Raw genomic sequence first — 23,493 nt, 5'->3', positions numbered from 1 at the left:
ATGAGGGACGCGTGGTCGGCGGTTCACCGCCCCGCGCGCGTACAGGTCTAGGCCCCGCCGCATGCTGCGCACGGTCGAGGTTCCGCTCTGGCTGCTTGTTCTGATCGTCCTCTTCGCGACGGTCACCTTCGCGTCGCACTTCCTTTTTCCGTCCGTCCGCTGGTTTCTCAGACGGCGGGCCGAGCGTTTGGTGGAAGAACTGAACAAGCGGCTTGAACGGCCGATCCAGCCCTTCAAGCTCGCAAGGCGCACCGATATGATCCAGCGTCTGTCCTATGACCCGAGCGTGATGGAGGCGGTGGCCGAGCACGCGCGCGAGACCGGCGTGCGTGAGGACGTGGCTTTCGAACAGGCGCAGCGCTATGCGCGCGAGATCGTGCCGGGGTTCAGCGCGAGCGCCTATTTCGGTTTCGCCACCCGGGCGGCGCGGTGGCTTTCGACGCGGCTTTACCATGTGGAAGTCTGGCACGAGGACCCTGACGCGCTGAAGGCCTTCGATCCCAATGCGACCGTCGTCTATATCATCAACCACCGGTCCAACATGGATTACGTGCTGGTCACCTACCTCGTGGCGCGGCAATCGGCGCTGGCCTATGCGGTGGGGGAGTGGGCGCGGATCTGGCCGCTCGGGCCGCTTATTCGCGCGTTGGGCGGGTACTTCATCAGGCGGCGATATCGCACCGCGCTGTATCGTCGGGTATTGGCGCGCTATGTGCAGATGGCCTCGAAAGGCGGGGTGGCGCAGGCGGTGTTTCCCGAGGGGGGATTGAGCCAGACCGGTCGGCTCAAATCACCGAAGGTGGGCATCCTGAGCTATATCACCGAGGAGTTCGACCTGAAGGCACGGGACCTCGTCTTCGTGCCGATCGGCCTCAACTATGACCGGGTTATCGAGGACAACATCCTGATCGAGGCCCATGAGAAGGGACAGCAGAGGTTTCGCGGCACGATCCCCTCGGCCACCGCGTTTTCGGCCCGCTATATCTGGCGGCGGCTGAGGCGGCGGGCGCAGCGGTTCGGGCGGGCCGGTGTGAGTTTCGGCACGCCCCTGTCGATGCGGGAATTCGAGGGCAGGGGGCCCGATGCGCTGGCCGCCGAGATGATGACGCGGATTGCGAAAGTGATGCCGGTTGTGCCGGTGCCGCTTGTGGCGATGCTTCTGCACGAGGCGGGAGGGCAGGCCACGCGCGCCGATCTTCTGGAGAAGGTAGGCGCGCGGATGGCGGCCTTCGAGACAGCGGGTGCCGCGCTTCTTCTGCCCGAGGGCGGGGCGGAGGAGACGCTGGAGGCCGCGCTGCAATCGCTGACTGTGAGGAAGATCGTTTTGGAGGAGGGCGGTACGCTGCGCGTCGCGCCCGAGAAGCAGGCGCTTCTGTCCTTCTACGCTGCATCACTGGAGGAGACGGCGGCGCAGCTCTTGCCCGGCTCCGCTGCGGTGCGGAAAACGATTGAGACATAAAATTGCGTGATATCTGAAAAATCGTTTGCAAAATTACTTTGAGACCTCTAGATCGGCTTGTAATCCGCTTGCGATTCCGCAGCGCGGCGTCAAGATTGTGAGGGAGACGGTGTATGGCCCTGGATACGAAGGCCCCTGAGATGATGACCTACGATGCCCCCGTGAAGGATCTCTACGAGCTGGGTGAAATGCCGCCCCTGGGCCACGTGCCGGCGCAGATGCACGCCTGGGCAATCCGGCGGGAGCGCCATGGAGAGCCGGACACGGCGATGGTGAAGGAAGTGGTCGATACGCCTGCGATCGACAGCCACGAGGTTCTGGTTCTCGTGATGGCCGCCGGCGTGAACTACAACGGCGTCTGGGCCGCGCTTGGCCAGCCGATCAGCCCGTTCGACGGCCATGGCCAGCCCTATCACATCGCCGGTTCCGACGCCTCGGGCATCGTCTGGGCCGTTGGCGAGAAAGTGACACGCTGGAAGGTTGGCGACGAGGTTGTCATCCACTGCAACCAGGACGACGGCGACGACGAGGAATGCAACGGCGGCGACCCGATGTATTCGCCGAGCCAGCGGATCTGGGGGTACGAGACGCCCGACGGATCCTTCGCGCAGTTCACGCGCGTGCAGTCGCAGCAGCTGATGCCGCGCCCGAAGCACCTGACCTGGGAGGAAAGCGCGTGCTACACGCTGACGCTCGCCACAGCATATCGGATGCTTTTCGGCCATGAACCGCATGACCTGAAGCCCGGACAGAACGTGCTGGTCTGGGGGGCGTCGGGTGGCCTCGGCTCCTACGCGATCCAGTTGATCAACACGGCGGGGGCCAATGCGATCGGCGTGATCTCGGACGAAGACAAGCGCGACTTTGTCATGGGGCTTGGCGCAAAAGGCGTGATCAACCGAAAGGATTTCAACTGCTGGGGCCAGCTTCCGACAGTGGGGACCGACGCTTACAAGGAGTGGTTCGCCGAGGCGCGCAAGTTCGGGAAGGCGATCTGGGACATCACCGGAAAGGGCGTGAACGTTGACATGGTGTTCGAGCATCCCGGCGAGGCGACCTTCCCCGTCTCGACCTTCGTGGTGAAGAAAGGCGGGATGGTCGTGATCTGCGCAGGTACGACCGGTTTCAACCTGACATTCGACGTGCGTTACATGTGGATGCACCAAAAGCGGCTTCAGGGCAGCCATTTCGCGCATCTGAAACAGGCGAGTGCGGCGAACAAGCTGATGCTGGAGCGCCGTCTTGATCCCTGCATGTCGGAAGTATTCGCATGGGATCAGCTGCCGCAGGCGCATATGAAGATGATGCGAAACGAGCACAAACCGGGGAACATGAGCGTGCTGGTGCAGGCACCTGTGACGGGGCTGAGAACGGTGGAAGACGTGCTGGAAGCGGGCCCGACCCGTTAAGTTATTCACAGCGCTGCGGCGCGGTGATTCAAGGCTTATTCAAGGCGCCGTCCGTGCGGAAACGGGCGGCGCCTTAATGATTTCAATGGTCTGAAGATGCGACATCCCCCCATTTTCGGGGGGTTGAAATTCGCGGATTTCGCGGCGGCCGTGCGCACGGTATTATGTTTGTTAATCTTTTATTAACCAAGGCGTCTCAACATGATCAACAATAAGGCCTGGGTTCTCGACGTGCTGGCCGATCTTGGCCAGTTCGCAGATCTGAATGATTTGCCGCGATTTTCCGGAGATCTGGAAAAGTTGCGGTGCGGGTGCGCAGCGAAATCGCGGGGCTGAAGCCTGCACGAGGGACGGAGACGCTGCTCCATGACCTTTCGGGTCGAAGCGCTCGTAGAGAAATTATCGCAGGTGAGGACGCTTGAGGATCTGAACCTGGGAATCGGCGCAATGCGTGACACGCTGGACGTCGAGCATATCGTCTATCATTCGGTCAACAGCACGGGCGAGCAATATGCGGCGCTGACCTATTCGCCGGAATGGGTGGACCAGTACCTCGAACAGGATTACGCGCGGATCGACCCGGTGGTGCAGGCCTGTTATCGCCGCTTCGTACCGGTCGACTGGAAGGCCTTTGACTGGTCGGGCAAGGTTCGGCGCGATTTCATGGGCGAGGCGATCGCTGCCGGGATCGGAAACCAGGGATTTTCGGTGCCGATCCGGGGGCCCTCGGGCCAGTTCGCACTTTTCACGATCAGCGATACGGCGGCCGACGACAGCTGGCAAAGCTATACCAAGGAATTCATGCCAGACCTGATCCTGGCAGCCCATTTCGTCAATCACAAGGCGCTGGAAATCGAGCGGGGATCGGACGTGATCGAAATGGTCAGCCTGAGCCCGAGAGAGACCGATACGCTGCGCATGCTGGCCCTGGGCAACAGCCGGGCGCAGGCGGCGGACGCGATGTCGATCTCGGAACACACGCTTCGGGCCTATATCGAGAGCGCACGCCTGAAGCTTGGCGCGCTGAACACCACGCAGGCCGTGGCGCGCGCCATCGCCGGGGGGCTTATCGTTATCTGACTGGATCGCGCGCCCCGCTTTCCGAGTGTTAACCTTAATACGGCAAACCCTTCGCCGACCCATGGTTCGGCGGAGGTGGTATGCTGCGGTTTCTCTCGGGGGCGGAGCTGCCCTTTTACCCAAAGCTCAGATCGACGATGTTCCGCGACCGCGCGGCACAGTTCGTCGGGCGCCTGGGCTGGGATGTGGGGGTGACCGATGCGGGGGAGGAGCGGGATCAGTACGATGTGCTGAACCCGCTTTACGTCATCTGGGAGGAACGCGACGGATCCCATGGCGGATCGATGCGGTTTCTGCCCATGACGGGGCGTACGATGCTGTACGAGCATTTTCCCGATCTGGCGGCAGGCAGGGATCTGCGTAGCCCCGGGATCTGGGAATGCACGCGGTTCTGCCTGTCACCCGGGGCGGGGCCGAGGGTGGCGGCGGCGTTGATGCTGGGGGGACTGGAACTGGGGCTTGGACAGGGGCTGAGCCATGCGCTGGGCGTGTTCGACGCGCCGATGATCCGGGTATATCGCCGACTTGGCTGGGCGCCCGAGCTTCTGGGCACGCGTGGCCGGGGGCGGGAGGGCATTTCCGCCGGGCTCTGGGCCTTCGCGCCGGAGCGGCGGGCGGTGCTTCTGCCCCGCGCGGGGCTTTCGGCGGAGATTTCGCGGCACTGGCACCGCCGCGCGATGGAACGGCCGGAACCCCTGCGCCTCGCGGGCTGATCGCGCTGGCCCCGCCTTCCCGGGCCGCGTATGGTCCGCCCCATGTCAGCGACTGCCCTTGCCCTTTCCGATGATCAGGCGGAAGCCTTCGATACGGTCAGCGAGGTGCTGCGCGGGGCCGGGATCGACCTTGTGGACGGCCATACGACGCCGCAGGCCGAGGCGCGTGAAAGCGTTCTGGCGGTGCTGGGCAAGGCCGGGACGGGGAAGACCCTGCTTCTGGCGGAGCTGACGAAGGCGCTGGCCGAGGCGGGCGTCGAGACGGTTTCGGGCGACTATGAAAGCCGGCGGGCGCGGGAGTGGCGGACGCTGGCGATCCTTGCGCCGACGAACAAGGCGGCGAGCGTTCTGCGGCACAGGGGCGTGCCGGCGACGACGATTCACCGGATTATCTATACCCCCGTCTACGATCCCGAGTACGAGAAGGTCGCCGAATGGCTGGCGGGCGAGGGCGACCGGCCGGAAATCGAGGGGCTGACCGACGCCGCGCTTGACCGGGCGAAGGCGTTTTTCGATGCCCATGGATCCGTGCCTGGAGCGCTGGCGGCGGCGGGGCTTCGCGGATCGGATTTCATCACCGGGTGGAAGCGGCGGGAGGACCCGCTGGATATCGGGTTCGTCGATGAAAGTTCGATGCTCGATCAGCAGCAGTTCGAGGATCTCAAGGAGATCTTTCCGACGCTCCTTCTCTTCGGCGACCCGGCGCAGCTTGCGCCGGTGAACCAGTCGGGCGCGATGGTGTTCGACGGGTTGCCCGAAGGCCGGAAGTTGACGCTGAGCCGTGTACACCGGCAGGAGGCGGGAAACCCCATTCTCGATCTCGCCCATGCGCTGAGCGATCCCGACCTGACCTTCGAGGCGTTCGAGCGGAAGGTGGAGGCCGCGGCGGCGGAAGACCCGCGCATTGTCGTGGCCCCGCGCGTATCGGCCGATATGATGGCGCGCTCGCCGGTACTGGTGTGGCGGAACGCGACGCGGATCCGGCTGATCCATGCCTTTCGCGCCGCCTTCGGCGCGCCGTCAGATGCGCTTTTGCCGGGCGAACCTCTGATTTGCGATGGGATCGAACTGCCGCTCAAACATCGCAAGCGGCGCATCGACCTGGAGGCACGCGGGCTGATCAAGGGAGCGCAGGCGATCTACCTTGGCGCAGGCCGGCGGCCCGGGTTCTCGAAACTGTATCTTGTCGGCGCGCAGGAGCCGCAGATATCCGTCGCCTCGATCGTGAAGATCGAGATGCCGGACGAGGAAGAGCCGTTCATCCCCTTTGCCGCCACGATGGGCGCGGCGTTTCTGCACGGGGCAGCGGTGACGATCCACAAGGCGCAGGGTTCGCAATGGGAGGATGTGCAGGTCTTCGCACCCGATCTTTATGCCGCCGCGCGGTCGGGCCGGGTGGAGGCGGGGATACCCTTGTGGAAGCGGCTGGCCTATGTGGCGATCACGCGCGCGGCGGAGCGGCTGATCTGGGTAACGCGTTATCGGCTGGCACGGCCCGAGGGGCCGCTGACCACCAACGATCTTGAAATGACACCGGCGCCCTTGAGCCTGGAGGGCGGAACCGAGGGGGACGAAACATGAAGACGATGCTGATCACCGGGGCAAGCTCGGGTATCGGGAAGGCGGTTGCCGAAGCAGCGCTGAACGAGGGCTGGGCCGTAGGGCTGTTCGCACGCCGCGAGGCGGCGCTTCGGGAGGTGGCGGGGGAACGCGATGAAGCGATGGTGCTGCCGGGCGACGTAACGCGGCTTGAGGATGTGGAGGCGGCCGTGGCGACGCTCGCCGATCGCTGGGGGCGGCTTGATGTTCTGTTCAACAATGCCGGGATCTTCACCCCGCCAGGCACGATCGACGAGATCGACGTGGAGTACTGGACCCAATCTGTTGCGGTGAACCTGACAGGCATGTTCCACGGGGCGCGGGCGGCCTTCGCGCAGATGCGGCGGCAGGCGCCGCAGGGCGGGCGGATCATCAACAACGGCTCGATCTCGGCACACACCCCGCGGGAGGGATCGGTCTGCTATACCGCGACCAAGCACGCCGTTACGGGGCTGACAAAGACCCTGTCGCTCGACGGGCGGCCTTTCGACATCGCGGCAGGGCAGATCGACATCGGAAATGCGCGAACGCCGATGGTGGCGGCATTGGATGAGCGCACCCGCGCGGCGGGCAAGCCCGCGGTCGAGACGATGGATGTGGCGGATGCGGCGCGGGCCGTGCTGCACATGGCGGATCTTCCCTTGTCGGCGAATGTGCAGAACATGACGATCATTGCGACCAAGATGCCCTATGTCGGGCGCGGCTAGCGCGCCGGTGTTCGCGTCGTCGCAGGACAGAATGGGAGGAGGGGGCGCTGCCCCCACCGCCCGTACCGGGCGGCCCCCCGGAGTATTTTCGCCAAAATGAAGAAGCGGGTCAGCCGCGGATGTAGCGGAAGAAGGCCGAGGCGCTCCACCCGGCCGCGATCGCGATGGCAAGCGACAGGAGGCCGTAGATCAGCGGCTGTTCGCGCGAGAGGTTGAAGAGAAAACGCTCGAGCCCGACTTTCTGGACGTCGATCACGGTTTCGTGGACGTCGATGACCTCGCCGTTCCGGGTGAGGAAGAAGCGGGTGGCATAAGCGCCCTCGGTTAGATTGGCCGGAAGGCGGATCGCCGTATTGAAGAGCGTGGCTTCGTTGAATTCCACCGTGCCAATATTCGTCTGGAAGAGATCGCGCGATTCACGAATACGGACCAGCGCGTCGGTGAAGGCATCGACATCCTCGACCATGGAGGCGACGCCCACCGCCCGGATCGCGCGGCGGACCGAGATCTTGTGCCGCAGATCGTCGGTGTCGCGGAGTACGTCGGCCCAGGGTGCGGTGGTGGCCACGGCGTAGAAGGACGGCGCGTGATCGACCTCTGCGCTTTCAACGTTGATCCAGATGCCGAAGCGGCGATCCTTGCGCCGGACGACGACCGGTGCCGATGGACCGGCAACGGTGATGATGACTTCGAGCGGCGCATCGTCGGGGATCGGGCTTTCGCGCTTCACCGCGCCGAAGATCAGGATTTCGGAGCCATCGAAATTCGTGGTGATCGAGATCCGGTTCTGGCTGAGCCCCGCGACCACTTCTTCGGCCTGGGCCGGGAGCGACAGCGCAAGGAGCAGGAGAAGCGCGCGGAGCATCAGTGGCCCTCCGCCGCGCCGATGGAAAAGAGCTCTCCAGGTTGCAGGAGAAGATCGAGTGCCAGCTTGCCGCAGACCACGAGCACCATGATCGCGAGCAGGATGCGGAGCTGTTCGGCCTTGAGCCGAGTCCCGATCTGAGTGCCGATCTGGGCACCCACCACCCCGCCGACGAGCAGGAGCACGGCAAGCACCATGTCGACCGTGAAGTTCGTCGTGGCATGAAGGAGCGTCGTGAAGGCCGTGACGAAGATGATCTGGAAGAGCGATGTGCCGACCACGACCTTGGTGGGCATGCCCAGAAGGTAGATCATCGCGGGCACCATGATGAAGCCGCCGCCCACCCCCATGATCGCCGCGAGGACGCCGACGGCAACGCCGACGAGAACCGGGGGAATCACGGAGATGTAGAGCCCCGAGGTTCGGAACTTCATCTTGAAGGGAAGCGCGTGGATCCAGGTGTGTTTTTTCCGCTGGGTGGGGCGGCCCGAGCGGGTCTTGCGAAGCGCGTTCAGGCTTTCGACGAACATCAGGCTGCCGATGATCCCGAGGAACACGACATAGGAAAGCCTGACGAGGAGATCGACCTGCCCGATCGCTTTGAGTGCGTTAAAGAGCTGAACGCCGAGGGCCGCGCCGACGAGACCGCCAATCAGAAGAACGGTGCCCATCCGGAAATCGACCGTTCGCTTGCGGACATGCGCGAGGACGCCTGAGAAGGAAGAGGCGACGATCTGATTCGCCTCGGTCGCCACGGCGACGGCGGGCGGGATGCCGATGAAGAACAGCAGCGGCGTCATCAGGAACCCGCCGCCTACGCCGAACATGCCCGAAAGCACGCCGACGATCCCGCCAAGCCCCAGAAGCAGGAAGGCATTGACCGAAACTTCGGCGATCGGCAGGTAGATCTGCATGGGGCAACCTTACGTGATGGAAGCCCTTTAGCGAAGTCAACGGGGGAGGCAAAGCCCCGAAACCCTGCGACAAATCGGAACGGCTGTCAGCGTTCCTTCACGTAGGGCTCGCCACCGGCGCGCGGCGGGATCGCTTTGCCCACGAAACCGGCGAGAATGACCACGGTCAGGATATAGGGAAGTGCCTGCATGAACTGGACGGGCAGGACAAATCCCGCAAGCTCGATATTCTGGTAGCGGTTGCCGATCGCCTCGAGGAAGCCGAAGAGGAGGCAGGCATAAAGCGCGTGCCAGGGCCGCCATTTGGCAAAGATGAGGGCGGCGAGGGCGATGAAGCCGCGGCCTGCGCTCATCTCCTTCACGAATCCTGCTGCGAGGCCCGTGGCGAGGTAGGCCCCCGCGATGCCGCAGAGGACGCCGCAGATCAGTACGGCGATGTAGCGCAGCCGGGTGACCGAGATCCCGGCGGTATCGACGGCGCCGGGGTTTTCGCCCACCGCCCGCAGCCTGAGCCCGAATCGGGTTCGGAAGAGCACCCACCATGATAGCGGCACGGCCAGGAGCGCGACATAGACGAGCGCCGTGTGGCCGGAGATCAGTTCGGCATAGACCGGCCCTGCGACGGGGATGTTTCCAAGCACGTCCGCAAGCGGCCAGTCGAGCGTCTGGAACCGCGCATCGCCTTCAAGCGACGGTGTGCGCCCGCCCTGGCGAAACCAATCCTGTGCGATGAGCACGGTGAGGCCCGAGGCGAGAAAGTTGATCGCGACGCCCGAGATCAGCTGATTGCCGCGGAAGGTGATCGAGGCCGCGCCGTGGATGAGCGACAGGACAAGCGACGCTGCGATGCCCGCGAAAAGCCCGATCCAGACCGAGCCGGAGGTATAGGCAACCGCCGCCGAGAAGAAGGCGGAGGCCAGCATCTTGCCTTCGAGCCCGATGTCGAAAATGCCCGCGCGTTCCGAGAAGAGCCCGGCGAGGCAGGCGAGAAGAAGGGGTGTCGCGAGGCGAACGGTGGAGTCGAGGATCTGGAGGAGGGTCAGGAAATCCATGGGCCTCAGTTCCTCTGTGTCGCCATCTTCCACGCGGCGAAGACGAAGAAGGCCCCGAGGGAGGCGTCTATCCAGCGGCGGGACGTTTCATAGGCGCGTCTGACGGGACGCGAGGAAAGGATCACCGCCCAGGCGCCATGGCAGAAGAGCGAGATCACGAAAGCCCCCGCAACGAAGGCCGCGATGATCGTCGGGCCGCCGCCTTGCGTCGCGCCGACAGCGGCGATGGCAAGCCAGAAGGCGATCGCCTTCGGATTTGTGACCTGAAGAAGATAGCCAGCAGTGAACCACTTGAGCGGCGGGGCTGGGGCGACCTCTGCCACGGCGACGCGCGGTGGGCGGATCGCTTTGCCGAACGAGCCCCAGGCAAGGTAAAGGAGGTAGGCGGAACCCGCGAGCCTGAGCACGGTCATCGCCCAGGCGGCCTGGTGCAGCAGCAGGCCCACGCCAATGAGGGTAAGCAGGTTGATCGTGATACTGCCCATGGCGATTCCGGCAGAGGCCGTGAGTGCGGCCCCGCGGCCCTGCGTGGTCGAGATCCCCAAAAGCATGGCAACCGCCGGACCTGGTGAAGAGGCCGCAATGAAGAGGATCGCGTAGGCCGCGAGAAAGCCCGGCAGGTAGGGTGCGAACTCGGTCATTCGGCGGGCTCCGTCTGGACCGATTTCGTATCGGGCTTCGGCGCGCGAGACCGGCGAGCAGCGAGGAAGATCCGCTCAAGCGGCATCCGCACCATGTTGTCGAGCGCACCGGTAAAGAGGATCACGAGCGCCTGGATCACCACGACGAGATCGCGGGGAATGTTCGTCCAGAGGCCAAGCTCTGCCCCGCCCTGGTAGAGGAACCCGAAGAGAAGCGCAGCCAGGAACACGCCGAAGGGATGCGAGCGGCCCATAAGCGCCACGGCGATACCGATAAAGCCCGCACCCTCGACGGCGTTGAGGACGAGGCGTTCAGCCTCGCCCATGACGTTGTTGATCGCCATGCAGCCTGCAAGTGCGCCTGAGATCAGCATCGCGATCACGGTGATGCGGACGGGCTTTATCCCGGCATATACCGCCGCCGGTTCGGATTGGCCGAAGGCGCGGATCGCGTAACCCAGTCGTGTGCGCCAGATGAGCCACCAGACCAGGAAACAGGCGGCGATGGCGACGAAAAAGGTGACATTCACGGGGGCGCCGCGGAAGAGCGTCATGCCGGTGAAGGCGAAGATATCCTGGAATGTCGGAAGGTGGGCGCCTTCGGGGAAGTTGCCCGAGGCCGGATCCATCGAGCCCGCGGGCTTCAGCACGTTGACCAGCATGTAGTTCAGCAGGGCCGCGCCGATGAAGTTGAACATGATCGTCGTGATAACGATGTGACTGCCGCGTTTCGCCTGCAGGTAGCCCGGCAGGAAGGCCCAGGCCGCGCCGAAAAGCGCGCCGCCGAGGATCGCGACGGGCAGCGCCAGCGTCCAGTGGGGCCAGGGTATCGAGAGGCAGACGAGGGCGACGCCCAGACCGCCCAGCATCGCCTGGCCTTCGCCGCCGATGTTGAATAGTCGCGCATGGAAGGCGACGGCGACCGCAAGGCCCGTGAACATGAAATTCGTGGCGTAATAAAGCGTGTAGCCCCAGCCATAGGTCGACCCAAGGGCGCCGGTCACCATGGTGCGCACCGCTTGGACCGGGCTTTCGCCGATGGCGAGGATCACGAGACCCGACAGCACGAAGGCGATGACGAGGTTGATCAGTGGGATCAGGAGGACATCGACCCATTTCGGCATGGTATCCATGTCAGGCCCTCCCGCCGACGTGGTCGAGTTGTTCTTCCACCGCTTCATGAAGCGGTTTGCCCTCCGGCACGCTGTCCATCCCTGCCATCAGGAGGCCGAGTTCGCGTTCGTTGGTTTCCGAGGGCAGACGCTCGCCCATGATGCGGCCATCGAACATCACCGCGATCCTGTCCGACAGCGACATGATCTCGTCGAGTTCGACGCTGACCAGAAGCACCGCTTTTCCGGCGTCACGAAGCGCCACGATCTGTTGGTGAATGAATTCGATCGCGCCGATATCGACGCCGCGCGTGGGCTGGCCGACAAGCAGGAGATCTGGATTGCGTTCGATCTCGCGCGCCACGACGATTTTCTGCTGGTTGCCGCCCGAGAAGTTCTTTGCCGTGAGCCAGGGGTTCGGCGGGCGGACGTCGAACTTCTCCATCTTCCGGGCGCAATCTTCCCGGATCGCGCCGTTGTTCATTGCAAAGCGGCCGCGACTATAGGCCGGGTCGTTGTGATAGCCGAAGACGACGTTCTCCCAGGCATAGAAGTTCATGATCAGGCCTTCGGCCTGGCGGTCTTCGGGAACGTGGGAAATGCCGCGGGCGCGGCGGGTCTGGGCGTCGGAGTTTTCGCCGGTCAGGTCGATTTCCGCCCCGTTGAGGCGGATCGTGCCGGTGGCGCGCGCCATGCCGCCCAGAACATTGAGAAGCTCTGACTGCCCGTTTCCGGCGACGCCGGCGATGCCCAGGATCTCGCCGGCGCGGATGTTGAGGGACACGCCCTTGAGCCGCTCAACCCCGGCCTCGTCGATGACGCGGAGGTTCTCGACCTCCAGGATCGTCTCGCCCGGAGCGGCCGGTTTCTTGTCGACGCGGAGGAGAACCTTGCGGCCCACCATCAGTTCGGCGAGTTCCTCGGGGCTCGTTTCCGAGGTTTTCACCGTCGCCGTCATCTCGCCCCGGCGCATCACGCTGACCGTATCGGTCACGTCCATGATCTCGCGCAGCTTGTGCGTGATGAGGATGATTGTCTTGCCCTGTTCCTTCAGCCCCTTGAGAATCCGGAACAGGTGGTCGGCCTCGGCTGGCGTCAGGACGCCGGTGGGCTCGTCGAGAATGAGGATATCGGCCTGGCGGTAAAGCGCTTTGAGGATTTCGACGCGCTGCTGCATGCCGACGCCGATGTCTTCGATCACCGCGTCTGGATCGATCTTGAGTTCGTATTCGCGGCTGAGGCGTTCGAGTTCGGCGCGTGCCTTTGCGAGCGAGGGCCGCAGAAGCGCGCCGTCTTCGGCACCGAGGACGACGTTTTCGAGAACGGTGAAATTCTCGACCAGCTTGAAGTGCTGGAACACCATCCCGATGCCGGCGGCGATGGCGGCCTGGCTGTTTGGGATCTCGGTCTTCCGGCCCTTGACGAAGATCTCGCCCGCGTCGGCCTTGTAGAAGCCGTAGAGGATCGACATCATCGTGGATTTCCCGGCGCCGTTTTCGCCGATGATGCCGTGGATCGTGCCGGGCATGACCCGGAGCGATATGTCTTTATTGGCCTGCACGGGGCCGAAGGCCTTGGATATGCCTTTGAGTTCGATCGCTGGCGCGCCGCTCACCGTCTCAAGCCCCCTCGCTTCGGAAAGGGGCCGCCCCTTTTGGTGCGGCCCCGGATCCGGTCAGTCGCCGATCAGAACTCGTGCGCGGGGCAGCTGTCGGTCGCGTAGTAGCTGGCGACTTCGAGTTCGCCCGAGATGATCTTGGCCTTCGCGTCTTCCACGGCCGCGATCATGTCTTCGGTCAGGAGCGCCTCGTTGTTCTCGTCGACCGAGTAGCCGACGCCCTCTTCCTCGAGGCCGAGAACCATGGAACCCGTCTCAAGATTTTCCCCGGCTTTCATGGCCTCGTAAACGGCCACATCGACGCGCTTCAGCATCGAGGTGAGGACAGAACCCGGGTGCAGATAGTTCTGGTTCGAGTCGACGCCGATCGAGTAGACGCCTTCATCCGCAGCGGTCTGAAGCACACCGACACCGGTGCCGCCTGCGGCGGCGTAGATCACGTCTGCGCCTTGCGAAATCTGCGCCTTCGTCAGTTCGCCGCCCTTCACGGGATCGTTCCAGGCCGCCGGTGTGGTGCCGGTCATGTTCGAGATGATCTCGATATCGGGATTCACCGCCTTCGCGCCTTGGGCGTAGCCACAGCCGAAGTGGCGGATGAGCGGGATATCCATTCCGCCGATGAAGCCGATTGTGCCGGATTTGGAGGCCTGCGCTGCCAGCATCCCGACGAGGTAGGAGCCCTGATGTTCCTGGAAGGAGATCATCAGAACATTTTCCGGAATCTCGGGGATGAAGCCGTCGATATTGACGAACTTGATGTCGGGATAGTCCGGGGCGACAGACTCGACCGGTGTGGCGAAGGCGAAGCCCGTGGTGATGATCGGGTTAAAACCCTGTTCCGCGAAGCGACGAAGCGCCTGCTCGCGCTGGGCCTCGGACGTCAGTTCGATGTCGCGGTAGGTGCCGCCGGTTTCCTGCGCGAAGCGCTCGGCCCCGTTATAGGCAGCTTCGTTGAAGGATTTGTCGAACTTGCCGCCGAGATCGAAGATCAGCGCCGGTTCCGCCAGTGCCGCACCGGCGGTCAGCGCCAGCGTGGCGGCTGCGCCCAGAAGGGACTGAAACTTTGTCATGGAATACTCCCTGATGTTTTTTTGGTTACCGGGGGCCGTCCCCCCCGGGGGCATATCCGGGCACTCTAGTCCCGATCACGATACCCGGACAATAGGGGCGAGGGTTTGGGGGAGGGTCAATGCCTTTTTGACCAAAGGGTCAGGGGTTTCGCGCCGACTGCCCCCGGAACGGGCATGTGACGTCAGGTCAGATCGCGGCGGAGTATGAGGGCGGTTTCCTTCGTGCCGTCGGCAGAGGCGTAGTAACCGGGGCGCTGGCCCACCTTTTCATAACCTCGCGCGGCGTAGAGGGCCCGAGCGGGTGCGTTCGATTCGGCGACTTCGAGGAAGGCGGTGACTGCGCCCCGGGCGCGGGCCTCGTCCTCGAACGCAGCGAGGCAGTGGGTGGCGGCGCCGGTTCGACGGTGATCGGGATCGGTGGCGATGAGGAGGAGTTCGGCCTCGTCGGCAGCGACGCGACCGAGGGCGAAGGCGTGAGCGAGTGATGTGATGAAGGCGCCCGGATGGGCGAGGATCTTGCGCAGGTCATCGGGGCCCCACCCAACGGGATAGGGCACCGCGCGGGCGTAGAGGGCGGCGATATCCTCGGGTGTCACGAGACGATCACCGGGCCTGCGTCCTTCGGCGGGGCGGCGTCGGCGGGGCGGATATAGAGCGGGCTTGCGCTGTCGTCCGGTGCACCGCTGGCGGCGAGGAAGAGCTCTTCCGTGCGCTCGGCGAGCTGGGCGGGGGCGGGGGAAAAGCCTTCGTCTTCGCCCGAAAGGCTGAAACGTTTTGCAATGGTGGAGGCGCGGTGACCAAAGATGCTGTGCACGCCCGAGGGCAGCAGATCGGCAGGCGGCGTGTCCGGATCGATCAGGGCGGGAGGGCCTGCAGGCGCGCCAGCAATGAAGCTTTGCACATAGGCCTGATCGCGAGGGGCGGGCAGCGAGATCGTGATGCGATCCAGCCCAAGATGCTGCGACAGAGCAGCAAGTTCGAAGTTCGACACCCCGTAGACCGGGATGCCGAGTGACAGGGCGAGGCCCTTTGCAGCGGACACACCGATGCGGATGCCGGTGAAGTTGCCGGGGCCGACCGAGACACCCAGCGCGTCGAGATCCTGCATGGACCAGCCGATCTCTTTCAGCCGGGCTTCTGCCAGGGGAAAGAGCGCTTCCGCCTGGCCGCGGGCCATTTCGTGCACGACGCCAGCGGAATAGCTCTCGGTTGCCGTGCCGATGGCGCAGAACGGCCCCGATGTATCGAGGGCAAGGACCTTGGGAAACTTGGGAATGGATCTCGGCACGGTAATTACCCGCAGGTCTCGGGTGTTCGTTTCGTCGTGCCGAGACGGCCGCGCGCACTTCCTTGTGATCTGGGACGGTCGTCGGCGATGTGGAGCCACGAGAGGCGGGCGGCGTCGTGGCAATGCTCGTCGGGCTGAAGGTCGTCCGCCTGGTCGAGGAGCCCGAGGGGTACGTAGACCTGTCCCGGCAGATAGTCGAACGTTGCTGCGAGTGGGGAGCCGTAGTCGGGGCAGAAGCAGCGTTTTACACCCTTGGTGACCTGCTGCGCCGGAGCGGGTTCTGGAGCCAGACGCAGCGCGCCCTTGAGGAATGCCGCAAAGGCGGCGACCGGTGCCCCGGTGAGACGTCGGCAATCGGCGCAGTGGCAGTAGGCAACGGTCCGTGGCGCGGTATCAGCGCTGACGGAAACCGACCCGCAATAGCACCGCCCAGAGACGCGGTCAGGCCGCGACAGGGCGGACCTCGACGACTTCGGGGATGTAGTGCCGCAGGAGGTTCTCGATCCCCATCTTGAGGGTGAGCGTCGAGGACGGGCAGCCCGCGCAGGCGCCCTGCATGTGCAGGTAGACAATGCCGCGATCGAAGCCGTGGAAGGTGATGTCGCCGCCATCCTGCGCCACGGCGGGGCGCACGCGGGTGTCGAGCAATTCCTTGATCTGGTTCACGATTCCGGCATCCGGCCCGTCGTGATCGGCGTGACCAGAGGCTTTCGGCCCATCGCCTTCCAGCACCGGCTGGCCGGATTGGAAATGTTCCATGATCGCGCCGAGGACGGCGGGTTTGATGTGATCCCAGTCGGCCGTATCGGATTTCGTCACGGTGACGAAATCGTTGCCAAGAAAGACTGCCGTCACCCCATCAACGCCGAAGACGCGGGTCGCGAGCGGGGAGGTTCCGGCGGTGTCGGCACTCGGGAAATCGGCGGTGCCCGCATCGAGCACGGCTTGGCCCGGCAGAAACTTCAGGGTTGCCGGATTTGGCGTGGATTCGGTCTGAATGAACATGGCGCGCGTCTCCTGAGTGGATAAGTCAGGAATATGCGGTCCGGGGCCCGGGGTGTCAAGAAGTTGGAATGATTCTAAAGCCCTCCGGCTGGCCTCAGGTCACCGCTTCGAGCCGTTCCTTCGAAAGCTCACCCGGCACGATTGTGATCGGCACCGGAAGCGTGCCCGAGCTGCGGGCAAGGGCAGAGACGAGGGGGCCCGGCCCCTTCTTGTCGATGCCTGCGCCAAGCACGAGCACGCCGATTTCCTGATCTTCCCGGATCTGGGCGAGGATTTCGGGCACCGCCTCGCCTTCCCGTATCACAAGCTCGGGGTCGACGTTCTGGCGGTCGCGCATCCACTTGGCGAAGACGTCGAAATGGGCGTGGATCCTTTCACGCGCCTCTTCGCGCATGATGTCGCCCACCCCGATCCAGTGATTGAATTCGTCGGGCGGAATGATCGAGAGAACCTGAACGCCGCCGCCCGTCTTCGCGGCGCGCATGGCGGCGAAGCGCATGGCATTCAGGCATTCGCGGCTGTCATCGAGGACAACGAGAAACTTGCGCATCTTACCCTCCCGGGTGGTCTGAGGCGGATCATGCCCTTAGCGCCGGGCCCTGTCCATGGCCGCGATCAGCGGGCTATCCTGAGGCCCGCGCCGCGCTCGGTCGCGGTTTCGACGGCAAGCGCCGCCGCCGCGAAATCGCCGAGCGCGATGCCGCGGAAGGCGAAAGCCGCGGGGCGCGACGGGTCGCGGTCCGGGACCTTGCCGGTGACGAGGTCGGTGAGATCACCCGAGACAAGCTCTGCCGGAACAAGGGGGATCTGGCTTGCCGCCTCCTGTTCACTGTCGTCGATGGCGATCCGGTTGAAGGCGGAAAGACCCTCTTTAAGCCACGGGATGCCGAGATCCGTAATGGCGGCAAAGGCGCCGGGTTTCAGCCAGCGGGCGTCGAGAAACGGTTCGATCGTATAGTCGAGCGTGACGGAGGTAACGATGATGTCGGCGTCGCGCATCGCCTCTTCCGGTCTTGCCGAAGCAGTGGCCTCGAGGCCTTTCGAGCGGGCGAGATCGCAGAGAGCATCGAGGTTTTTCTGCCCTCGGCCGACAGCGCGGATCTCGGCGATCGGGTATTCCGCCATGAAGGCGGCAAGGTGGCTGCGGGCCTGAACACCGGTGCCGATGAAGGCGATGGAGCGCGCGTTCGGATCGGCCAGGCGGCGGGCGGCGACGGCGGAAAGGGCGGCGGTGCGCACCGCCGTCACCCAGTTCGCATCGAGAAGCGCCGCGAGAAGCCCGGTCGCCGCATCGAAGACGAGGATAGATCCGTTGATCGCCGGCAGATCGAGGCCGGGATTGTCGGGGCAGACGGAGACGGCCTTCAGGATCGTGAAGGCCGGGGCTTCTCCGACTGCGAGGGTCGACATCATGTAGCGACCGTCGCCGGGCAGAATGACGGATTTGGGCGCGGTTCTCAGGCGCCCCGCTGCCTTTTCGCGAAGGGCGGTTTCAATCGTGTCGGCGACGGTGACTGGTGAAATCTCGAGCCCTTCGAGGGCTGCGTCCGAGAGGTACAGGAAGTTTTCGCGATCCATCAAGACAGGCCCTTTTCCGACAGCGCCCAGTCCCAGTACATTTCGCGCGCTCTGCGTGCGACGGGCCCGGCCTGGTACTGCGTGCCATCGAACTCGGTCACCGGCGTCACCTTGTTCATGTTGCCCGAAAGGAAGACTTCGTCGGCTTCGCGGAAATCGTCGAAGGTCAGGATCGCTTCGCGCACGGGAGTGCCGACTGCCGCGAAGTTCGTCATGTGACGGGCGCGGGTGATTCCGGCAAGGAAGGTGCCGTTGGCAATGGGCGTCAGGATTTCGCCGTCGCGGACCATGAAGACATTCGCCGTGGCGCTTTCGGCGACGTTGCCCATGGCGTCGGCGACCAGGGCGTTCTGGAACCCCTTGGCGCGCACTTCGATGAGCATTCGTGCGTTGTTGGGATAGAGGCAGCCCGCCTTCGCGTTGACCACGGCGCTTTCAAGGATCGGGCGGCGGAAGCGGGTGGTGCCGAGGCGCACCGTCGCGCCCGGATCGGCAAGCGGGATCTCTTCGAGGCAAAGCGCGAAGCCGGTCTTGCCATCGTCGGGCACGATGGCCGTCAGATCGCCGTCGATCGCCCAGTACATGGGCCGGATGTAGACGGCGGCGTCTTTCGGGTAGAGCTTGAGCCCCTCCCGGGCGATGGCAACCATCTCGTCCACCGTCACCGTCGGCGTGATCATGAGGGCCGTGGCCGAGGCATTGACCCGTGCACAATGGGCGCGAAGATCCGGGGCTACGCCGTCGAAATAGCGCGCGCCGTCGAAGACGGTGGTGCCGAGCCAAGAGCCGTGATCGGCCGCCCGCATGATCGGCACGTCGCCGTCATGCCAGCGGCCTTCGAAATATGTGCGGATGCCTGTGCCGACGGCCATTCTGTCTGCCTCGCTCCCTGACGGGCGGACCGTAGGGGGCGGGGAGCGGGCTGTCCAGACCGGGTGTCAGGCCTCTTCGAGCAGGGCCTTCAAATCGAGCGGATCGTTGACCATGCGAAGCGCCCCGGTCGCGTCGCGGGGCCATTCGGCTTCGGGCCGGTCGCGGTAGATTTCGATTCCGTTTCCGTCGGGATCACGAGAATAGACCGCTTCGCTGACCCCGTGATCGGCGGCACCATCGATTGGGACGCCCGCTTCGATCACCGCTTTGAGGGCTCGCGCCAGGGCGGCGCGGTCGGGGTAGAGGAAGGCCGCGTGATAGAGGCCGGTATGGCCCGGGGGCGGGGCGCTGCCGCCCTTGCTGTCCCAGGTGTTCAGGCCGATGTGGTGGTGATAGCCGCCCGCCGAGAGGAAGGCGGCCCCTGCGCCGTAGCGCTGCTGAAGCTCGAATCCCATGACCTCGGAATAGAAGGTGATGGCCCGGTCGATATCCGAGACGCGAAGGTGGATGTGCCCGACGGCGGTACGGGGATCGGTTCTGTAGGTCATCGGAAGACTATGGGCGGTCGGAACACCACGTGAAAGGCCTGCCGGCGCACATGCGCCTTGCCGGATCGAAAGTCCCCCGGCGGGCCGCCGGGGGATTCGGGGTACTGATCTTGGCACATGTACCACCAGACAGGTGCGCGGACGGGGCACGTCGGATGCACGACGCCCCACCATACGGGGACAATGGTAAAGCCCGGTCGCATCTGTCGGGGCCGCTGCGGGACAGGTGAGCGGCCCTGATACGCAGGTTAGCCTGGGAAGGATTCCGATTTATGACGGTGGGGCGAGCTATTCGGCGCGATGGCAGGCCACCCGCGCCCCGCGCAGCTTACGCAGTTCAGGGCGTTCGCGCTTGCAGCGATCCACGGCGATCGGGCAACGCGGGTGGAAGGCGCAGCCCGGTGGCGGGTTGATCGGATCGGGAATCTCGCCCTTGGGCGGATCGACCTCGCGCCCGAACCCATCCATCTTCGGGGCCGCGGCCAGGAGCATCTGGCTGTAAGGGTGCTTGGGGTCGTCGAAAAGATCATCTGGTGCGGCCTCTTCCACCAGGCGCCCGAGATAGAGCACGCCGATCGTGTCGGCCATGTGCTGTACCACGGTGAGGTCGTGACTGATGAAGAGATATGTGAGACCGAATTCGTCTTTCAGATCCGACATCAGATTCAGTACCTGTGCCTGAACCGAGACATCGAGCGCCGAGGTGGGTTCATCGCAGACGATAAGCCGGGGTTCGGAGGCGAGTGCGCGGGCGATACAGATCCGCTGTCTCTGCCCGCCGGAGAATTCGTGCGGGAACTTGCCCGCATCCTCCGCCGAAAGCCCCACCTGTTCGAGAAGTTTCTCGGCCAGCCCCTTGGTGTCGCCGCCGCGTGCCGCGACCGGTTCGGCGATGATATCGCGCACCTTCCAGCGCGGGTTCAGCGATGCGAAGGGATCCTGAAAGATCATCTGGATGTCGGAGCGCACCTTTTCGATCTTCGCCGGATCGGTTTCGGAGGCGAGGTCGACACCCTCGATCTCGACGACGCCGTCCGATGGCCGAAGAAGACCCACGACCATCTTTCCTATGGTGGACTTGCCGGAACCACTTTCGCCGACGAGGGCATAGACCTGGCGTTCCGGGATCTCGAAGGAGACATCGGAGACGGCGGTGAGAAGCGCCTTGGGCAGCCGTTCGATCACGCGGTTCAGGAACGGCTTCGAGACGTCGAAGATGCGGGTGAGGCCGGTGACACGGACGAGGGCGTTCATGCCGTGGCCTCCGTCAGGATCGGGAACCAGCAGGCGGCGCGGCCGTCGCAGGTGTCGAGCGTCGGGCCGGGATCTTCCCGGCATTTGTCCTGCACCTTGGGGCAGCGCGGGTGGAAAGCGCAGCCGGGCGGCAGGCTTCCGAGCCGGGGCATGGCGCCGGGGATCTGGCGCAGCCGGGCCTGGCCCTTCGAGGCGAGCGGCGTCGAGCCCATCAGACCGTCGGTATAGGGATGGCGCGGCGCGGTCAGAACCTGCCGCACAGGGCCAAGCTCTGCCAGGCGGCCGGCATACATCACCGCCACGCGGTCGGCAGCTTCGGCGATCACACCCATGTCGTGCGTCACCAGCATCACCGCCGTGCCGCGTTCGCGGCAAAGCCTTTTCAGAAGTGCGATGATCTGCGCCTGCACCGAGACGTCGAGGGCGGTCGTGGGTTCGTCGGCGATCACGAGCGAAGGTTCGGCGCAAAGCGCGAGCGCGATGACCACGCGCTGCCGCATCCCACCGGAAAACTCGTGCGGGTAGCTGTCGATCCGTTCGCGCGCGGCGGGGATGCCAACCTCTTCCAACGCGGCGACTGCGCGTTCCCGGGCCTCGGTGCGGGTGATGTCGAGGTGTTCGAGCATCGTTTCCGATAGCTGATCGCCGATCGGAATGAGGGGGTTGAGCGAGGTGAGCGGATCCTGAAAGACCATCCCGATCTCTTTGCCGCGTACGCGGCGCATCTGGCTGGTCGACAGGTTGTCGATCCGCTGGCCATTGAGGTGTATCTCGCCGCCGGTGATCCGGGCCGGCCGGTCGAGAAGGCCGATGACTGCGTTTCCGGTCATCGACTTGCCCGCGCCGGATTCACCCACGACACCCAGGATCTCTCCCTTGCGGATGTCATATGACACCTTATCGACGGGACGCAGGACGGCGTGGCGCGTGGGGATCTCGACGACGAGATCGCGGACGGACAGGACGGTATCGCTCAAGGGACCCCTCGTTTCAGGCGTTTTCCCGTTATTGGATAGTCGGGAGGGCGAGGGCAAGCGGTTCTGACCATCCGTGGGTCACCCTTGGAGGGAGCATTGCAGGCCGCCGGAGGCCGATTGCGCCATGACATTGTCGCGGTAGGCCCTAGACGGACAATCCCGGACGGCGCGAAACTTGCAAGCGGAGTTCGGGCGAAGGAAGGCGCATCATGGATCTGGACGGGCTGGCCGCGCGATACCGGCTGGACGGCTACATATCGGGCATTCCGGTCTTGACCGGGGCCGAGGCGGCAACCCATCGCAGGGCATTGGAAAAGGCGGAGGCCGAACAGGGACCACTTCATTACAAGGCGAAGCTTCACACGGTGATGACCTCTCCGCTGGCGCTTGCAACGCATCCCCGCGTCCTAGATGTCGTGGAGGCGCTGATCGGCCCGGACATCCTGCTTTACGATGTCACCTACATCATCAAGGAACCGCACACGGCGAGCCATGTCAGCTGGCATCAAGATCTGACCTATTGGGGCCTATCGGATGACGCACAGGTGTCGATGTGGCTTGCCCTGTCGCCGGCGACGGAGGTGTCGGGCTGCATGCGGATGGTGCCCGGCAGTCATCTGGCCGGCCGATTGGAGCATGAAACGGGAGAGGATGCCGACAACGTGCTGTTTCAAAGCCAGACGGTGCACGGGGTGGACGAGGGCCACTCGGTGATCTGCCCGCTCGCACCCGGAGAGGCGTCGTTTCACCATGGATGGGTGTTGCACGCGTCGATGCCGAACCGGTCAGATGACAGGCGGATCGGGCTTAACGTTCAGTACATCGCGCCCCATGTGCGACAGACGAAACATGACCGCGATTCCGTGATGCTTGTCCGGGGCGAGGATCGCTACGGGCATTTCATGCGGGATGTGCCGGCCACGGCGAATTTCGCGCCTGAGACGGTGGCGCGTTGGCATGAGCTCGACCGCCTGCATATCGAGACGCAGGGCACGTCATAGGTTTAGGCCTTCCGCCCGGATCGGCGAATTTTCCAGCAATTGCAAGGCCACCGGGTCTTGCAGTACGCTCCCTACGCTTGGGTATGGGGGCAATGGGACGTGAGGCGGGCCTTGCTCATGACATTGGCGGTGCTTCTGCCGCAGAGCGCGCTTGCGCAGGACTGCGTGGCGCCTGTTCCTCTGGATATTGTCGGGCCCGAACCTCTGACCGCGCCCGCACCGCCTGACCCTGCGCTGCGGCCCGTTCTGCCCGATTGTCTTGCGGGACTGTCATCGCCCGAACAGGAGAACTGTCCGCGCGATGTCATCGCTGCGTATGCGCGGGACGTCGCGGCCTATTCCGATGCGCTTCAGGCCTACGTTCTGGCCGCCGACCGCCATGCCAATACGGCGAACCGGCGCGCCAATGCGGCGATTGCGGCGGCGCGCGACGCACGGGACCATGCCGAGGCCGCATATGCCTTCGCGGAGTGTGAGGCGGACGCGATCCTCCGAAGCGAAGTGGCGCGGGGCGAGTAACCTCCGCGCGTCGCGTCAGCTGGCGTTCGGCCCGCGCAGTTGCCGGATCGCGGCGCGCACCGCTTTCCAGGTGTCGGCTTCTTCGGGTGTGCCCGCTGCCTGTGCTTTCTGCGCGGCCTCCGCCTCGGCCTTGTCGCCATGGGCGGCATAGAGCGAGCGGGCGTATTCCATGACTTGGGACGTTTCCATGGCAAGGGTCCTCCGTATCAGT

General features: G+C 64.5%; 26 protein-coding genes. 8 read left to right on the top strand and 18 right to left on the bottom strand.

All coding sequences use genetic code 11. The features are described from left to right. The first annotated feature begins 61 nt into the window (after positions 1–61). From RXV90_RS14440 to RXV90_RS14415, 6 genes are all read left to right on the top strand, one after another. Complete coding sequence (locus RXV90_RS14440; RefSeq protein ID WP_316649517.1) at positions 62–1,459, top strand: 1-acyl-sn-glycerol-3-phosphate acyltransferase; 1,398 nt, start codon at positions 62–64, stop codon at positions 1,457–1,459. Positions 1,460–1,572: 113 nt separating this feature from the next. Then, positions 1,573–2,868 carry a crotonyl-CoA carboxylase/reductase gene (gene ccrA, locus RXV90_RS14435; protein WP_316649515.1) on the top strand — a complete coding sequence of 432 codons (1,296 nt, stop codon included), beginning with the start codon at positions 1,573–1,575 and terminating at the stop codon, positions 2,866–2,868. Between the two features lie 366 nt (positions 2,869–3,234). After that, positions 3,235–3,948, top strand: coding sequence for a helix-turn-helix transcriptional regulator (locus RXV90_RS14430; protein WP_316649514.1), 714 nt, complete (start codon positions 3,235–3,237; stop codon positions 3,946–3,948). A gap of 80 nt (positions 3,949–4,028) precedes the next feature. Continuing rightward, positions 4,029–4,661: an acyl-homoserine-lactone synthase gene (locus RXV90_RS14425; RefSeq protein ID WP_316649513.1), complete on the top strand. Its 633-nt coding sequence runs from the start codon at positions 4,029–4,031 to the stop codon at positions 4,659–4,661. Positions 4,662–4,703: 42 nt separating this feature from the next. Continuing rightward, positions 4,704–6,242 carry an ATP-dependent DNA helicase gene (locus RXV90_RS14420; protein ID WP_316649512.1) on the top strand — a complete coding sequence of 513 codons (1,539 nt, stop codon included), beginning with the start codon at positions 4,704–4,706 and terminating at the stop codon, positions 6,240–6,242. Next, entirely contained in the window at positions 6,239–6,967 is a 729-nt protein-coding gene (locus tag RXV90_RS14415; protein ID WP_316649511.1) for an SDR family oxidoreductase, read from the top strand. The genes RXV90_RS14420 and RXV90_RS14415 overlap by 4 nt, the downstream gene beginning before the upstream one ends. 109 nt (positions 6,968–7,076) lie before the next feature. Here RXV90_RS14415 and RXV90_RS14410 read toward each other — a convergent pair whose 3' ends face one another. From RXV90_RS14410 to RXV90_RS14330, 17 genes are all read right to left on the bottom strand, one after another. Next, positions 7,077–7,832 (bottom strand): TIGR02186 family protein, encoded by a 756-nt coding sequence (locus RXV90_RS14410; protein ID WP_316649510.1) that lies wholly within the window; start codon positions 7,830–7,832, stop codon positions 7,077–7,079. Then, positions 7,832–8,746, bottom strand: coding sequence for a sulfite exporter TauE/SafE family protein (locus RXV90_RS14405; RefSeq protein WP_316649508.1), 915 nt, complete (start codon positions 8,744–8,746; stop codon positions 7,832–7,834). The genes RXV90_RS14410 and RXV90_RS14405 overlap by 1 nt, the downstream gene beginning before the upstream one ends. An 86-nt stretch (positions 8,747–8,832) precedes the next feature. Further along, positions 8,833–9,798 (bottom strand): ABC transporter permease, encoded by a 966-nt coding sequence (locus RXV90_RS14400; RefSeq protein ID WP_316649507.1) that lies wholly within the window; start codon positions 9,796–9,798, stop codon positions 8,833–8,835. A gap of 5 nt (positions 9,799–9,803) precedes the next feature. Then, the gene (locus tag RXV90_RS14395) at positions 9,804–10,439 is read right to left on the bottom strand and encodes a LysE family translocator (RefSeq protein WP_316649506.1); all 636 of its coding nucleotides are present in this window, start codon (positions 10,437–10,439) and stop codon (positions 9,804–9,806) included. Then, positions 10,436–11,572 carry an ABC transporter permease gene (locus RXV90_RS14390; RefSeq protein ID WP_316649505.1) on the bottom strand — a complete coding sequence of 379 codons (1,137 nt, stop codon included), beginning with the start codon at positions 11,570–11,572 and terminating at the stop codon, positions 10,436–10,438. The genes RXV90_RS14395 and RXV90_RS14390 overlap by 4 nt, the downstream gene beginning before the upstream one ends. Position 11,573: 1 nt before the next feature. Further along, complete coding sequence (locus RXV90_RS14385; protein ID WP_316649504.1) at positions 11,574–13,166, bottom strand: ABC transporter ATP-binding protein; 1,593 nt, start codon at positions 13,164–13,166, stop codon at positions 11,574–11,576. A gap of 71 nt (positions 13,167–13,237) precedes the next feature. Continuing rightward, complete coding sequence (locus RXV90_RS14380; protein WP_316649503.1) at positions 13,238–14,239, bottom strand: BMP family lipoprotein; 1,002 nt, start codon at positions 14,237–14,239, stop codon at positions 13,238–13,240. Between the two features lie 182 nt (positions 14,240–14,421). Further along, positions 14,422–14,835, bottom strand: coding sequence for a GNAT family N-acetyltransferase (locus RXV90_RS14375; protein WP_316649502.1), 414 nt, complete (start codon positions 14,833–14,835; stop codon positions 14,422–14,424). Beyond that, positions 14,832–15,527, bottom strand: coding sequence for a tRNA (adenosine(37)-N6)-threonylcarbamoyltransferase complex dimerization subunit type 1 TsaB (gene tsaB, locus RXV90_RS14370; protein WP_316649501.1), 696 nt, complete (start codon positions 15,525–15,527; stop codon positions 14,832–14,834). Before tsaB ends, RXV90_RS14375 begins: the two co-directional genes overlap by 4 nt. A gap of 5 nt (positions 15,528–15,532) precedes the next feature. Further along, positions 15,533–15,982 carry a GFA family protein gene (locus RXV90_RS14365; RefSeq protein WP_316649641.1) on the bottom strand — a complete coding sequence of 150 codons (450 nt, stop codon included), beginning with the start codon at positions 15,980–15,982 and terminating at the stop codon, positions 15,533–15,535. Further along, positions 15,969–16,532 carry a NifU family protein gene (locus tag RXV90_RS14360; protein WP_316649500.1) on the bottom strand — a complete coding sequence of 188 codons (564 nt, stop codon included), beginning with the start codon at positions 16,530–16,532 and terminating at the stop codon, positions 15,969–15,971. The genes RXV90_RS14365 and RXV90_RS14360 overlap by 14 nt, the downstream gene beginning before the upstream one ends. A gap of 94 nt (positions 16,533–16,626) precedes the next feature. After that, positions 16,627–17,082 (bottom strand): universal stress protein, encoded by a 456-nt coding sequence (locus RXV90_RS14355; protein WP_316649499.1) that lies wholly within the window; start codon positions 17,080–17,082, stop codon positions 16,627–16,629. 65 nt (positions 17,083–17,147) lie between these two features. Further along, complete coding sequence (locus RXV90_RS14350) at positions 17,148–18,110, bottom strand: NAD(P)-binding domain-containing protein (protein ID WP_316649498.1); 963 nt, start codon at positions 18,108–18,110, stop codon at positions 17,148–17,150. Further along, complete coding sequence (locus RXV90_RS14345) at positions 18,110–18,982, bottom strand: branched-chain amino acid aminotransferase (RefSeq protein WP_316649497.1); 873 nt, start codon at positions 18,980–18,982, stop codon at positions 18,110–18,112. The genes RXV90_RS14350 and RXV90_RS14345 overlap by 1 nt, the downstream gene beginning before the upstream one ends. A gap of 66 nt (positions 18,983–19,048) precedes the next feature. Then, on the bottom strand, positions 19,049–19,531 hold the full coding sequence (locus RXV90_RS14340) for a VOC family protein (RefSeq protein ID WP_316649496.1): 483 nt from the start codon (positions 19,529–19,531) through the stop codon (positions 19,049–19,051). 288 nt (positions 19,532–19,819) lie between these two features. After that, positions 19,820–20,785 (bottom strand): ABC transporter ATP-binding protein, encoded by a 966-nt coding sequence (locus tag RXV90_RS14335; protein ID WP_316649495.1) that lies wholly within the window; start codon positions 20,783–20,785, stop codon positions 19,820–19,822. Next, entirely contained in the window at positions 20,782–21,762 is a 981-nt protein-coding gene (locus tag RXV90_RS14330) for an ABC transporter ATP-binding protein (protein ID WP_316649494.1), read from the bottom strand. The genes RXV90_RS14335 and RXV90_RS14330 overlap by 4 nt, the downstream gene beginning before the upstream one ends. Before the next feature lie 209 nt (positions 21,763–21,971). On the opposite strand from RXV90_RS14330, the gene RXV90_RS14325 reads away from it, so the two are divergent. Continuing rightward, positions 21,972–22,763 carry a phytanoyl-CoA dioxygenase family protein gene (locus tag RXV90_RS14325; RefSeq protein ID WP_316649493.1) on the top strand — a complete coding sequence of 264 codons (792 nt, stop codon included), beginning with the start codon at positions 21,972–21,974 and terminating at the stop codon, positions 22,761–22,763. Positions 22,764–22,880: 117 nt separating this feature from the next. Continuing rightward, positions 22,881–23,282, top strand: coding sequence for a hypothetical protein (locus tag RXV90_RS14320; RefSeq protein WP_316649492.1), 402 nt, complete (start codon positions 22,881–22,883; stop codon positions 23,280–23,282). A gap of 15 nt (positions 23,283–23,297) precedes the next feature. Here RXV90_RS14320 and RXV90_RS14315 read toward each other — a convergent pair whose 3' ends face one another. Further along, positions 23,298–23,471: a hypothetical protein gene (locus tag RXV90_RS14315; RefSeq protein WP_316649491.1), complete on the bottom strand. Its 174-nt coding sequence runs from the start codon at positions 23,469–23,471 to the stop codon at positions 23,298–23,300. Positions 23,472–23,493 lie beyond the last annotated feature (22 nt).

It is taken from the genome of Ovoidimarina sediminis (assembly GCF_032586175.1).
GTDB classification, from domain to species: Bacteria; Pseudomonadota; Alphaproteobacteria; order Rhodobacterales; family Rhodobacteraceae; genus Ovoidimarina; species Ovoidimarina sediminis.
Note: the sequence above shows the minus strand (reverse complement) of the source record. Positions and strands in the feature narration are given on the sequence as shown.

Bases quoted from the DNA above. Each gene is read 5' to 3' on its own strand.
- RXV90_RS14410 (WP_316649510.1), bottom strand. From the start codon at position 7,832: ATGCTCCGCGCGCTTCTCCTGCTCCTTGCGCTGTCGCTCCCGGCCCAG.
- RXV90_RS14395 (WP_316649506.1), bottom strand. From the start codon at position 10,439: ATGACCGAGTTCGCACCCTACCTGCCGGGCTTTCTCGCGGCCTACGCG.
- RXV90_RS14420 (WP_316649512.1), top strand. From the start codon at position 4,704: ATGTCAGCGACTGCCCTTGCCCTTTCCGATGATCAGGCGGAAGCCTTC.
- RXV90_RS14430 (WP_316649514.1), top strand. From the start codon at position 3,235: ATGACCTTTCGGGTCGAAGCGCTCGTAGAGAAATTATCGCAGGTGAGG.
- RXV90_RS14355 (WP_316649499.1), bottom strand. From the start codon at position 17,082: ATGCGCAAGTTTCTCGTTGTCCTCGATGACAGCCGCGAATGCCTGAAT.
- RXV90_RS14350 (WP_316649498.1), bottom strand. From the start codon at position 18,110: ATGGATCGCGAAAACTTCCTGTACCTCTCGGACGCAGCCCTCGAAGGG.
- RXV90_RS14320 (WP_316649492.1), top strand. From the start codon at position 22,881: ATGACATTGGCGGTGCTTCTGCCGCAGAGCGCGCTTGCGCAGGACTGC.
- RXV90_RS14335 (WP_316649495.1), bottom strand. From the start codon at position 20,785: ATGAACGCCCTCGTCCGTGTCACCGGCCTCACCCGCATCTTCGACGTC.
- ccrA (WP_316649515.1), top strand. From the start codon at position 1,573: ATGGCCCTGGATACGAAGGCCCCTGAGATGATGACCTACGATGCCCCC.
- RXV90_RS14400 (WP_316649507.1), bottom strand. From the start codon at position 9,798: ATGGATTTCCTGACCCTCCTCCAGATCCTCGACTCCACCGTTCGCCTC.
- RXV90_RS14425 (WP_316649513.1), top strand. From the start codon at position 4,029: ATGCTGCGGTTTCTCTCGGGGGCGGAGCTGCCCTTTTACCCAAAGCTC.
- RXV90_RS14325 (WP_316649493.1), top strand. From the start codon at position 21,972: ATGGATCTGGACGGGCTGGCCGCGCGATACCGGCTGGACGGCTACATA.
- RXV90_RS14345 (WP_316649497.1), bottom strand. From the start codon at position 18,982: ATGGCCGTCGGCACAGGCATCCGCACATATTTCGAAGGCCGCTGGCAT.
- RXV90_RS14405 (WP_316649508.1), bottom strand. From the start codon at position 8,746: ATGCAGATCTACCTGCCGATCGCCGAAGTTTCGGTCAATGCCTTCCTG.
- RXV90_RS14390 (WP_316649505.1), bottom strand. From the start codon at position 11,572: ATGGATACCATGCCGAAATGGGTCGATGTCCTCCTGATCCCACTGATC.
- RXV90_RS14360 (WP_316649500.1), bottom strand. From the start codon at position 16,532: ATGTTCATTCAGACCGAATCCACGCCAAATCCGGCAACCCTGAAGTTT.
- RXV90_RS14415 (WP_316649511.1), top strand. From the start codon at position 6,239: ATGAAGACGATGCTGATCACCGGGGCAAGCTCGGGTATCGGGAAGGCG.
- RXV90_RS14380 (WP_316649503.1), bottom strand. From the start codon at position 14,239: ATGACAAAGTTTCAGTCCCTTCTGGGCGCAGCCGCCACGCTGGCGCTG.
- RXV90_RS14340 (WP_316649496.1), bottom strand. From the start codon at position 19,531: ATGACCTACAGAACCGATCCCCGTACCGCCGTCGGGCACATCCACCTT.
- RXV90_RS14315 (WP_316649491.1), bottom strand. From the start codon at position 23,471: ATGGAAACGTCCCAAGTCATGGAATACGCCCGCTCGCTCTATGCCGCC.
- RXV90_RS14440 (WP_316649517.1), top strand. From the start codon at position 62: ATGCTGCGCACGGTCGAGGTTCCGCTCTGGCTGCTTGTTCTGATCGTC.